Origin of the sequence: Enterobacter sp. 2VL, assembly GCF_005503595.1 — a bacterium.
In the GTDB taxonomy this organism is placed as follows: domain Bacteria; phylum Pseudomonadota; class Gammaproteobacteria; order Enterobacterales; family Enterobacteriaceae; genus Enterobacter; species Enterobacter cancerogenus.
On the sequence record NZ_SCNE01000009.1, the window covers coordinates 1 to 12,550 of the forward strand.

Annotated in this window: 9 protein-coding genes; all 9 read right to left on the reverse strand. The window is 53.8% G+C overall.

The features are described from left to right. On the reverse strand, positions 1–2,033 hold a 2,033-nt coding region (locus FFS28_RS17940), incomplete at its 3' end, for a type VI secretion system Vgr family protein (protein WP_137903614.1). Between the two features lie 4 nt (positions 2,034–2,037). Further along, positions 2,038–2,691, reverse strand: coding sequence for a T6SS protein Cts1T (locus tag FFS28_RS17945; protein WP_167519828.1), 654 nt, complete (start codon positions 2,689–2,691; stop codon positions 2,038–2,040). Positions 2,692–2,704: 13 nt separating this feature from the next. After that, positions 2,705–6,532, reverse strand: a complete 3,828-nt coding sequence (gene tssM / locus FFS28_RS17950) for a type VI secretion system membrane subunit TssM (RefSeq protein WP_249357446.1) — start codon at positions 6,530–6,532, stop codon at positions 2,705–2,707. 11 nt (positions 6,533–6,543) lie between these two features. Continuing rightward, entirely contained in the window at positions 6,544–7,899 is a 1,356-nt protein-coding gene (gene tssL / locus FFS28_RS17955) for a type VI secretion system protein TssL, long form (RefSeq protein ID WP_137903615.1), read from the reverse strand. Beyond that, positions 7,899–9,245 carry a type VI secretion system baseplate subunit TssK gene (gene tssK, locus FFS28_RS17960; protein ID WP_006178493.1) on the reverse strand — a complete coding sequence of 449 codons (1,347 nt, stop codon included), beginning with the start codon at positions 9,243–9,245 and terminating at the stop codon, positions 7,899–7,901. Before tssK ends, tssL begins: the two co-directional genes overlap by 1 nt. A gap of 3 nt (positions 9,246–9,248) precedes the next feature. Further along, complete coding sequence (tssJ, locus tag FFS28_RS17965) at positions 9,249–9,749, reverse strand: type VI secretion system lipoprotein TssJ (RefSeq protein ID WP_233500309.1); 501 nt, start codon at positions 9,747–9,749, stop codon at positions 9,249–9,251. Positions 9,750–9,865: 116 nt separating this feature from the next. Next, positions 9,866–10,351: an Hcp family type VI secretion system effector gene (locus tag FFS28_RS17970; RefSeq protein ID WP_137903616.1), complete on the reverse strand. Its 486-nt coding sequence runs from the start codon at positions 10,349–10,351 to the stop codon at positions 9,866–9,868. Between the two features lie 159 nt (positions 10,352–10,510). After that, positions 10,511–12,010, reverse strand: a complete 1,500-nt coding sequence (gene tssC / locus FFS28_RS17975) for a type VI secretion system contractile sheath large subunit (RefSeq protein WP_137903617.1) — start codon at positions 12,008–12,010, stop codon at positions 10,511–10,513. Between the two features lie 21 nt (positions 12,011–12,031). Then, positions 12,032–12,550 (reverse strand): type VI secretion system contractile sheath small subunit, encoded by a 519-nt coding sequence (gene tssB / locus FFS28_RS17980; protein WP_006178500.1) that lies wholly within the window; start codon positions 12,548–12,550, stop codon positions 12,032–12,034.

The following is a 12,550-nucleotide window of genomic DNA, read 5'->3' on the forward strand; positions in this document are numbered from 1 at the left end:
CCGCCGCAGTTATCGCAGCAGTCGCCCGGGTTAAGCTCGACCGTGCCACCCTGAATAATGACCTGATCGGAACCAACGATTTTGATCTTCTTCGCCGAGATCACCAGCTCGCCGCCCGCAGAGAGCGTCATCGCCCCTCCCGCAACGGTGGTGCTTGCGCCGCCGACCGCCAGAGAGTGATACCCCCCCACGTTTACCTGATGAGCACCGCCAACGGACAAAGAGTGGTAGCCGCCTACGGTCGTCATAAACGCACCGCCGACGTTAATTCCCTTCGCCAGCGCCACGTTATCGGTCTGGCCTCCTCCCACCTGAATGGCCAGCGCGCCGCCGATCATGGCGCTACTGTTGCCGATCACGTCCGACATATAGTTCGCGCCAACAAACAAGTTTCGCGACAGGCCGACATTCACGTTGGAGTTCATGCCAATCGTCTGATCCTCGTTTTGCTTGGTTAGACGCGACATATTGCGCTCGGCCTGTTCCCAGTACTGTTCAAGCCCGGGCTTATCTTCAAAGCGAATGCCGTTAAAGTTGCTGCGCCCTCCGCCCACGGTGCGGCTGACCAGCCCGCTCTGCGTGGCGTTTACCGGCAAATCCCACGGCGGCATCGTGACGTTGTTGTACAGGCTGCCAATAATCAGCGGTCTGTCTGGATCGCCGTTAATGAAGTCGACAATCACTTCATGACCGATACGGGGAATATAGATCCCGCCAAAGTTATTGCCGGCCCAGGCCTGGCTCACGCGTAACCAGCAGGAGTCGGACTCTCTGTTTTTACCGTAGCGATCCCACAAAAAACGCACTTTTACGCGGCCGTATTCGTCGGTCCAGATCTCTTCGCCATCAGGCCCCACAACGATAGCCGTTTGCGGTCCGCTGGTTTTCGGCTTGGGCACCGTCATCGGGTGGCGATAAATTTTGGTGGTTGGCTGAACGGTAAAATCGCAGTGATAGCGGAACTCATCCACGCCGGTCACCTGATTAATCTCTTCCACCAGCAGATGGCTTCGCAAAATCATGTATTCGCGGTTCGCTTTTTCGACGGGATAATTCACCAGTTCAAAGTCACACCCGCAGGCAATACCGCGCAGTTCGCCGGATCCTTCGCAGCGTGAGCCGAGCGCCCCGCGCTCTTCCATGCGCACCCGCGCCAGCTGCTCACCGATAGTGGGCTGCTCGTAATCGCCAGGCCAGTGGAAGATCTCCATATCGTTGAAACTGGTTTTACGCGGCTTGCTGTCCAGCGCCATGATATCGGCGCGTGATTTCGTAAAATCATAATCATTGGTGACCCATTTCCCGGAGGTAATCGTCTCCTGGAAATGGAACTGACTGATATATTCCTGGTCCATCTTTGGACGATCGGCAGCATACTGAATCACGTGATAGGCTTCACTCGGGAAACGTTTATGCGCCCCGACGTTATCCACCAAAATCAGTTTGTGGTGCTGCTCAGCATGTTCAAAGAACCAGTAAATACCCCACTCTTCCATTAACCGTTCAATAAAATTGAAGTCGGTCTCACCATACTGAACCTGGAAATCCAGCAGCGGATAACTTCCCGACAATCTTTTTTCTAACGGGAAGTTATATTCACCTAATACCTCATCAATAATATCCACCACGCTTTTTTGCTGGAATATTTTGAAATCAGAGGTCAGTTCTGCCAGATGTAGCCATGGGCGAATCACAATCTCATAAAGTGCCTGATTACCATCGCGTCCGACATAACGGGCGCGTTGCACCATTCCTGAAATTTCCCGGGTATCTTTACCAATAGCAAAAATATCCCCCAGACCGTTGCCATCCAGTTCAATGGTGACGGTCATTTCTTTGCCGATTAACGCTTTTAAATCGACATTCGACGCGGCCTGCCAGGGAATTAACGGGTTAGCCGGGGTTTTAGCCGTAATCACATAGGAGTACAGGGACGACAGCGCTTCTTCGCCATCCAGCTTAGAGATGACCAGAGCGGTATCGCCCAGCAACGACGGCATCGCCGGACTGCTTAATGTTATAGTACGTGACATATATTCACCTGATACGTTGTGAATCCAATATTTTTCTGTGTCGACTTTCCCGCCATAACCATATTCCTGACTCGTTTAACAGGCAGTCAGGCCAGTTTTTCCATGGCATAACGTCAACTCCATCGCTTTTCCGGATGCAATAGTCTTCCTGTGATCCCTCCCTGAGTAAGGCCTGCGAACGCGTTTTAAAACGCCAGGCTGGCGTCAGCGCAAAAGACTCCCAAAATGGCGAATAGGCACGCTGCAATGCCGTGCGCCATTGCCGCAGCAAGGGTGTGTTGCGGGCAGAAAAATCCTTTTCCTGTACCATATTTAAAATTCTACTCATCCAGAAGGTCAGCGGAAATTCAGCCTGCATGTTCTTATTCAGCCACTGGTGTGAGACCGCGCTGTACATCCCAATAAGCCTTTTTTCACCGTGTTCATTACAAAGAACTTTATACGCCCCGACATAATGATATTTATCCTGTGCAGTGCTGGACGATATGACAAAACACCACGGATATGCCGTAGACAAATATTCGTCTGTCATTGCTGCTGCCATGTTTGTCAGAATTTTTTGAGAAATAAAAGCCTCCGTCTGGCGCTGTTTTTTTCTCATTCTGACAAACGGACTGGCACGCGACTCACCACCAAGTAAATACAGTCGTAGAGACATCTTCCCCTCGGATTTAATATTCGCCAGGACAACGAAAATCTTTCAACATATCCACAACCAGCTGATCTTTGAAGGTTAACCCCTGGACCTCGAGGTCGGCACGTCTGGCGTCCAGCGAATAACGTAAAATCAGTTCATCATTGTCGGTTGAGGAAATATCGCGGGCGCTATCCAGCCAGCGTAAAAGCGACCATGGACCGCTAAACGTCAGCGCCGAGTTCCCCGTCGCGGCCCTGGGGGTCACATTCATTGTCGTTTTTGATACGGCGCGTGACGTTGGCCAGACGACCGACGTTGATGAAACCGGCCCGTGCGCATAATTCACCTGCTGACCGTCAAAATTCATATTGAGCTGCGTGACCGCCGGGTCCAGATGCAGAACCGAAATATCAAACGCCAGCGCTAGCTTCCGGCCATTCTCGCCCTGGAAAAAGGCTTCGCGTATTTCTGCCGCCTGCTCGAAAAACGCCAGCATATTCGCATCATCCGTCTCGACATCGCCTTTATAACGCCACGGCTGCGAAGAGGTATCGACTTTATCCGCGAGGTGTTTTTTGTAATATTCATCAACAAGGCCGCCCACGCCAAAAAAGCGTTCAAAGTCTGCGCGTTTAACTTCACGCGTGGTATCGGCGAAAGGATAACGTCCCTTAAGCGTGGTGCGGCAAACCTGTCCGATACTCTCCTCAATGCCTTCATTGCTTCTGGCAATAGCCTCCTGGCTGGCGTGATGGTAAACGCTGTCCAGCAGCGGCCCCACCAGGTGGCTCAGCGGATCGGGCCAGGTTTGCGATTCGGCACTGATTTTCAGGGCCGTGTTCGGCAGCGACGGTGAGTTCCCGTTTTTCAGCGCATCGTCGTAAATCACAAACAGCGTGTACTGCTCGCTTAACGCCCCCATCAGCTTGCCCAGCTCCGCGCCGGTCATCGCCGGGCTTCCATCCTGCGCCAGTTCGCGGCTGCCGGTGGCAAATTCACGCAGCGCAGCGAACGGGTTATCCACCCGCTCCCTGAGCAACTTCTTTTCCATGCTGGCGTAAGCGAGGCTCACCTTCTCCGCCGCATTCAGAATTCGCCCTTTGGTGCTGACGTTATCCAGCAGCGATTTTTCATCGCTTTTCACCAGCGTCGTCTCCTTCACAATACGCTGAATGAGATTCACCAGCGGCGAGTTGGAGGCGCTGAGCGTACGCAGCATATAGATATTTGCCGTCACGCCTGCCATACCGTAATCCTGCGTGAGCACATTCTCTTTAATGCGAATATGGCTCAGAAAATCCTGCCAGCGCTGGGTATATTCATCCAGATAGAGGGCAAGGATTTGCTGCTGCACCGGGTTAACCAGCGTGCCGTCGTTGCCGATGGCTATTTTGGGAGGCGCAGCGTCCGGCTTCGCTTTTCCCAGGACCCAGGCATCCTCATGCGCTAACAGCATCAGCCCCGGACCCATTTTTTTTTTAAACGCCTCGTAATAACCGGCTCGGGTAAAAAGGCGGGGAATGGCGCTCTCGCTATAGTCATCGCTCAGGGTAAACAGGTCGCCGCCCTGGGATTTAGCCATTTCACCGAGGGTTAAATCCGCTGGCGCATCCTGCGCAAGCGAGGCTTTGATACGCCCGTAAAGGCGGCTGGCTAAGTCTTCGCGTTCCAGCACCGCCCGCGCGTATTTCAGCAGCCCTTCATCCGCATCCTGACCAAAACGCCTCCACTCAGGCACGGCAAAAAGCTGGGTCAGATGCGAGACAAACACCTGACGCTCTTCATAGGGCTGGAGCTTGCCATTTTGCTCCCACAGTTGGGTAATGCTGGCGATCATCTCCTGCTTGTCGAACTTGCCCTGGCCGGAGACCTGCAGATAGAGCTTTAACAGGCTGTAGATGCGCGTAGCGTCACTGCTATCAATCGCGTCCTGTAACGCCACTACCACCTGCTGCTGGATTTGCGGCAGCAGCAGTCGTTGCAGGAAATACTGATAGAGCGAATCCGACGCCGTCGCCACGTCCGTGCCGGTATACAGCCCATAACGCCATGACAGTAACGGGTTGAACACATCCAGCGTGCCGTAATCTGGCAGCGAGCGTGACATCGCCAGCAGACGCGGCAGCATGGTGTCGTTCGCCGCCTGGTTAAAGCGGTTAACTTCGCCGCGCAGCGCAGCCACTTTTGTCTCGATGGCATCCAGATAACCGCTGTTGTTGTGATAGCTGTTATAGAAGCCGTTCAGCAAAATAAAGGCGATCACAATGCACAGCGTATGTCCCAGGAAGCGTTGCAGGCGATACTTTGACTGGTTAGCCAGGTTATAGCGCGCCAGATGCAGGTCTTTAACGATCACCTCGCTAAAGGGCTGTTTAAGAAAGTATTGCCGCCCATAGGAGACATCGTTTATCAGGAAGTCCTGGTCATCTGACTTCGCGCTCAGCGATGCCATCACCTCCGGCGACTTATGCTCGACGTAGTTTGACCAGTGGCGAATCACGCTCTGGTTATTCAGCAGGTTAAAATCGATCGGCTGATGGCTGCTGCTAAAATAGATGCCGCGCAGCTGGGTATAGCTTTGCGTTTCATCGTAGCGGGAGGCAAAAAAGATGTTATGCACCACTTCCGCCACCATCCCGGAAAGCAGATGGAAATCTTGCGGTAACGCGTACATCTTTTTGCGATCCCGGTGGTCATACTCTTCCTGCTGACGCACGATCATTTCGCGCTCCAGACGCTCTTCAAGCAGGGAGAACTCCTCGGCGATCTGGCTACGCAGCCCCGAAACGTAAGCGCTTTTGGCATCGCCATAAGGGAACGTCACGCCCCAGACCTGCTCGCGCTCCTGATCGGTCAGGATCCTGAAATATTCGGTAAAGCCTGGTAACTGATCGAGTTTCGTTACCAGCACGTATACCGGAAAACGCACGCCCAGCGTCTGACGCGCATCCTCAATTTTTGCCCGCAGGCTGGCCGCCAGCTCAAACAATTCGGCTTTATTGCGGCACATCACGTCGGCGGCGGAAAAGGTCAGCACCACACCGTTAATCGCCTTGACCGGACGGTGTTTTTTCAGCGCTTTCAGGATCGCGCGCCACTCGCTGAGGTAGGTTTCCGGCTCACTGATGTATTTCCCGGAGGTATCAAGCCAGATCGCGTCATTAGCGAACCAGCACTCGCAGTTGCGGGTAGGCGAAGCCGGTTTCCCGACCTGATTCAGCTGCTCAGGCAGCGGGAAATTCTGGCCGGACGCGAGGATAGCTGACGTTTTACCGGCACCGGCGGTGCCGATCATCATATACCAGGGCAGCACATCCAGCGGCTTACGCGCCAGGATCACGCGCTGGAAAAACGACAGCGTGCCGTGGCTTTTATTGACGTAATTAACCGCATTACTGATGACCGCCATCACTTCCGCGCTGTTATCATCCGCGACCGGCCCCTTATTGCGGGCAAACTTATTCAGCAACGTCGGGTTGTCTTTCAGCGCCAGCAGTAATAACCACAAGCCGTATAACAATGCGACCAGCAAAATAACGGCAATGATCGCCAGCCTGACGCTCACCGGCGCAACAGGCCAGCTTTCACCCACCAACAGGAAGGGGCCAAAGACCCAGACAACCACGCACAGCGTCGCGGTCAGCGCAATAAACGCGGGCCAGCCCAGCCAGAGGCAGACCAGGCAAAATGCCGCCAGCAGAATAAAAATAATGCGCGATTCAATGCTCTGCAGAGGACGAGATTCACCAAATCCAAAGAAGGGTCCCAGGAACCAGATGGCGGCGATCAGTAAGGCAGCACAGCACACAATCAGCAGCGTCTTCATAAACCGCGTGGTGAAGACTCTATTTAAATAAGACATTGTCGTCCTCGTTAATACGTGACAAAAAACTCGACACGGCGATTCTTCGCCCTTCCCTGAGCCGTCGCATCGGACGCCACGGGTTGACTACTCCCCACGCCGCGGACTTTCACTTTGCTCTCAGGCAGCCCAGCCGAAATAAAATATTGCGCCACTTCCGCCGCGCGTTTTTCCGAGAGCACAACGTTATTAGGCAAGCCTGGCCGACTGATTGGCGTGGCATCCGTATGACCGACAATCACCACGTCGCCGTTCACGCGTCGAACTTCGCTGGCGATACGTTCTATGACTTTCACCATCTCAGGCTGAACACGGACAGATCCGGACAGGAACAGCGCATCCCCTTTCAGCACCACTTTGCTCTGCTTCTGGCTCTCATCCACGCTCAGAAGCTGCTGCCTGATTTCGTTACGCAGCAGCACCGCCAGCTTCAGACGCATGGCAGGTTGCGCCACGGGCACGCTGAGGTTTTGCATGGCATAGATGCCATTGGTGATGCCGTCGGTGCGCGACAGTAACCAGAATTTGCACCAGAGAAACGACGACGCCACCAGTACGCCAGCGCACAGCGCGCTTAGCCGCACGGGAATGACAATCTTCTCGCGCACCGCAGGGCCGTGCGGCTGCAGCCCATGCGGCGACAGTGCGGGCGGAGTGGTGTTGCGCGTGCTTTGGATCAGGGTCAACAGGCGCTGGCGGATCTTGCTGAGCTGGCGGTCACCCTCTTCAATAATGCTGTAGCGTCCTTCGAACCCCAGCCCCAGGATGCGCAGTAAAACCTCCAGCACATCCGCGAATTCAGTGGGATTCATGGAGAGGCGGCCAACCAGCAGGAAGAATTTATTCCCGCCGTCGTTGTCCCCTTCGAAGTGGTTCAGCAGGTTGCTCTGCGACCAGCCCGCCTCAAGTCCCCATGCCGTGGTATGCGCCGCCTCATCAAGCGCGGTGCACAGGCAATACCGTACGATCGCCATCTTTTTCCACGGGATGTTCACCTCGTCGCAGACAACGCCGAACAGCGTGATCTGGCTTTTAAGGGTATTTTTAAGGATCTCGACATGGGTAATATCGTTAATCTGCTCCGGCATATCGCCAAGCGCGCGCAGCAGCGGCTGCGCGGCTTCCAGCAGCGGATTCTCCGCCGCCTTCACGCGTAAAATCCGCTGCTGCACGCTTTCGCTTTTCAACGCGTGTTCGCCACGTGGCGTAGGGTCGCCAACCGATCCTGTTTCCCCTTTCGACGTTGCTTCCGGCTCCTGTATCCAGTCGCCCTGCTCATCCAGAAGGAACTTACCCAACGCCTGCGGCGAGCTGTCTTCGAACTCCGTCGGTTCCGCGGAGACTTGCGGGTTGATATCGTCTTTCATCAGTTCCTGATTCCCCAAAGTTCCATCTTCAGGCCAGGGAACTCACCCGCAATGTGCAGTGCCAGCGCGCCGGTGGTTGAAATCTTGTCCCAGAAAGGCCCATTTTTGAGCAGTTCAAAATAGACGTAGCCCGTGCTGTAGGGGATCTGACGCGGCGGTACCGGCAGCCCCTGCAACACCAGGCCCGGCAGGTGCGAGCGAACCAGTTCATGGAGCTGTTGCGGCGCGCTGATTTTGGCCTGCGCCTGGAACTGCTGCTGCAATACGTCCATCGGCAGCTGCGCATGAACGGCCAGCACCAGGTTTGAGAACGAACGCAGCTCGTTTGGCAGCATCGAAGCAGCCCAGACGCCGTTGCCTTTGGCCTGCAGATCAATAAGCTGCCCGGCGCGCACCAGGATCTGGTTCAGCAGGTCATGCACATCGTCGACCAGAGGACGAATGGAAGGATAAAGGCTGGCGTGGTCATAGCCCGGCGCGCTCTTGGGACGACGCGTTTTGGTGCGCACAAAGGTTGAAAGCTCGCCCGCCAGCTTCGCCAGCTCTTCGTAAAGCACGATGGGCGGCAGTTCCGGAATATGGCGCAGGTGGTCGAGAATCGGCTCGTATTTATTGAAAATCTGCAGCAGCAGATAATCCACCACTTCGGAGCTGGCGCTGGCCTTGCCGTCGGATGCCGACAGGCGGTGCGCCAGCATCCCGGCGCGCATTTTGACCAGACCATTAAGGTGGGTCAGCCATTCGCTCAGCAGCGGGTTCGCCGCATAGCCGGTGACGGGCGGGATATAATCGTCCAGATGTAACAGCACGCTGCCATCAGGCTGAATGGCTTTCACGCGGGTCAGCGGCAGGCCAATCCACGATTCGGTCATCTCCGTTTGCGACATCAGCCTGAGACGCAGTTTGGCCAGTTGAACCGGCTTCGGCCCCTGGCGAATCGCATTGGTGTCGCACAGTTCCGTCTCTTGCGCGCGAAAACGCGCCAGCGAACTGGCGTCATGCTGGCTGAAGATTGTCTCATCGCTATTATCAAGGCGTAACGGTACCGCCAGATAAATCGTCTTGCCCAGATGTTCTGGCAAAATCGTTAGCGGCTCGGGTAAATCGGCGTGGTCGGGCACATCAAACGGCGTGCCGTCCGGCAATACGCCGCGTGCGGTACGCAGCACCAGCTTGCCATACGACAGCGCCTCGCGGTCGATTTCATACTGCGAGAATCCCCAAAAGAAGGGGCTCAGGGTCGATGCTCTTTTATGTGCGTAGTATTCAAAATAGCGTTCTTGCTGTTGAAAAAGCTGCGGACGAAGAAACAGCCCTTCACTCCAGACGACTTTATTCGTTCTCACGGTTTAATCCATTTCTTTAATTGTTATTGCTGTTTTCTGGAAATGCGCATTCAACTCACGCGAATCATCGCTAAAGAAACTCGGCCGCCACCACGACTTTTTCTTTTCTGGCAGATCCCAACTCGCCAGCCACAGAGAATCATTAAGGCTGCGATAGGCGCCAATGAAAGCAAGGCTGCGTGTAGTACCGTCTGGTTTAATCAGAATGGTGCGCGACTCTCCGGGTTGTAAAATCGCTTCATAGACTTTTGAAGCAGCCGCCTGTACAGGCTTGCTGGTCCCCTCAACAATTTCATAGAAATCCGCATTGGTTAAAACATCCAGATCCTTGACGTTATAAATAAATATATTGAGTGGCGCCGGATCGCCCATTTCATTGGGGTTAATATCGCTTGCCGCCAGCAGATTTATTTTTATTTCATCACCATCGGGCGCCGGACTGCTGCTTCCACTACAGGCGACTAAAAAGAGTGACAGTAATAAAACTGCCGTTCCTTTAAGCATGTGTTTTATTTCTTTTCCGCTAAGCATAGGTTTCCACTCAATCCATCCGAACGACGTCATTGTGAGAAGAGTTTTGCCGCCGTAGCGGCAAAACTCTGTCAGCGAACCGGCGTTAATTAGCTGCGCAGGTTAGCTTTTACGTCATAACTGGTAGAAATTACGCCAGACTTCGCGCCGTCGGCGTTCTGCATGACGTAGTCCTGAGTCAGTTTGGTGAAGGCGAACGTCACGCGTTCACGTGGACGCGTTTCGTCTTCGTGGGAACCCGCCGTTTCAACGCGAGTAATAATGACATCAGAGAATTTGATGGTCAGATATTCCAGCGGATCGCCGCCAGCTTTACGAACCACAAACTGAATGTCTTTAATATGCTTACCGGACAGGCAGTAGCTCAGCAGGTTAGTACTGGCCTTATCGACATAGTGCTCAAAGCAAAAATCTTCAACTGTTGCTTTACCTGCGCCGCCGCCGGAGCCGCTGTGCATATTCGAACTCTGTGCGCTAGCCCAATGCCAGGACAGCACTTCGATTTCATTTTTATGGGTAGCATCAAGAGATTCGCCTTCGATGCCATCAATTTTAATAAACATATCCTGAGCCATATGATTTCCTTAATTAGCTCTTATTAACAACGTTACTTAATGAGTAACGAACGAAATGAAGACAAAATATTTTTGTCTTTCACAGTGCGCAAGGATCCCTGCGCAACCGCATCTTTTAAGAATAATAAAGTGATTATTCTTATTAATTTATTGCCTGAATTACGCCACGTCTTTCAGTGACGGTAATTTAGCGACCATACGTAAAGAAACGGTCAGACCTTCCAGTTGGAAATGAGGACGCAGGAAGAATTTCGCCTGGTAATAACCCGGGTTACCTTCCACATCTTCTACCACCACTTCAGCTGCCGCCAGCGGACGACGCGCTTTGGTTTCCTGCGACGAGTTCGCCGGGTCACCATCGACATAGTTCATGACCCAGTTGTTCAGCCAGCGCTGCATATCTTCACGCTCTTTGAACGAACCGATTTTGTCGCGCACGATGCACTTCAGGTAATGTGCGAAACGTGAACAGGCGAACAGGTACGGCAGACGCGCAGAAAGATTGGCGTTGGCCGTGGCATCTGGATCGTAATATTCCGCCGGTTTCTGCAATGACTGCGCGCCAATAAACGCCGCGTAATCGGTATTTTTACGGTGTACCAGTGGAATAAAGCCATTCTTCGCCAGCTCCGCCTCGCGACGGTCGGAAATCGCAATTTCCGTCGGGCATTTCATATCCACGCCGCCATCGTCAGTCGGGAAGGTATGGCACGGCAGATCTTCCACCACGCCGCCGCTCTCTACGCCGCGAATCATGGTGCACCAGCCGTAGTGTTTGAACGAACGGTTGATGTTCACCGCCATCGCATACGCGGCGTTAGACCAGACGTATTTGCTGTGATTCGCGCCGTCGGTATCTTCTTCAAAGTTGAAGTTATCCACCGGGTTGGTGTTGATACCGTAAGGCAGACGAGCAAGGAAGCGCGGCATCGCCAGACCGATATAACGAGAATCCTCAGACTGACGCAGGGAGTTCCACGCGGCATACTCCAGGTTCTGGGTAAAGATTTTCGTCAGATCACGCGGGTTAGCCAGTTCCTGCCAGGAGTCCATCTGCATCACCGATGGCGACGCGCCGGTAATAAACGGCATGTGAGCAGACGCCGCCACCTTGCCGATGGAGGAGAGCAGATCCACATCCGGCGCGCTGTGGTCGAAATGGTAATCCGCCACCAGGCAGCCGTAAGGTTCGCCACCAAGCTGACCGTACTCTTCTTCGTAGATCTGCTTAAACAGCGGGCTTTGATCCCATGCGATCCCTTTGTAGCGCTTCATGTTGCGACGCAGGTCATCTTTGGAAATGTCCATAAAGCGCAGCTTGAGCTTCTCATCGGTTTCGGTGTTGTTCACCAGGTAGTGCAGGCCACGCCAGGCGCTTTCAAGACGCTGGAACTCTTCATGATGAAGGATCAGGTTAATCTGCTGTGAAAGCTTAAGGTCAATCTCCGCGATAATCGCCGCGATGTTTTTGTACGCATCATCAGCCATGGTGATCGAGGTAGAGAGCGCCTGTTCCGCCAGGGTTTTCACCGCCATTTCGACCGCCGATTTCGCCTGCTCGGACTTCGGCTTAAATTCACGGGTCAGTAACGCAGTAAAATCATTTTGCGTTGCGGCCTGCGGCGCGGCCTGCTTATGGTTTTGTGCTTGAGTTGCCATTTTTATCTCTCTGATTCACATTCAGGACGCGGCTTCATCAGCCTGTTTAGGTTTTGGCGCCGATGCCAGGGTGTTCAACAGCGACTTGTCATTCAGCACCTTCATCACCAGACTTTCCGCGCCTGCTTTACCGTCCATATAGGTCTGCAGATTGGCGAGCTGCGTACGGGCTTCAAGAAGCTGAGATAGCGAGTCAACTTTGCGGGCAATCGCATCCGGAGAAAAATCGTCCATGCTTTCGAAGGTCATATCGACCATCAGCTGCCCTTCACCCGTCAGGGTGTTCGGCACCGCGAACGCCACACGCGGACGCATGGCTTTCATACGCTCGTCAAAGTTATCGATATCGATACTCAGGAATTTACGGTCTGCCACAGGCGGCAGCGGCTCCAGCGGTTTACCGGATAAATCCGCCAGTACGCCCATAACGAACGGCAGTTCAATTTTCTTTTCGCTGCCATAGATTTCCACGTCGTACTCAATTTGTACGCGCGGCGCACGGTTACGTGCGATAAATTTTTGTGAGTTACTCTTGCTCAT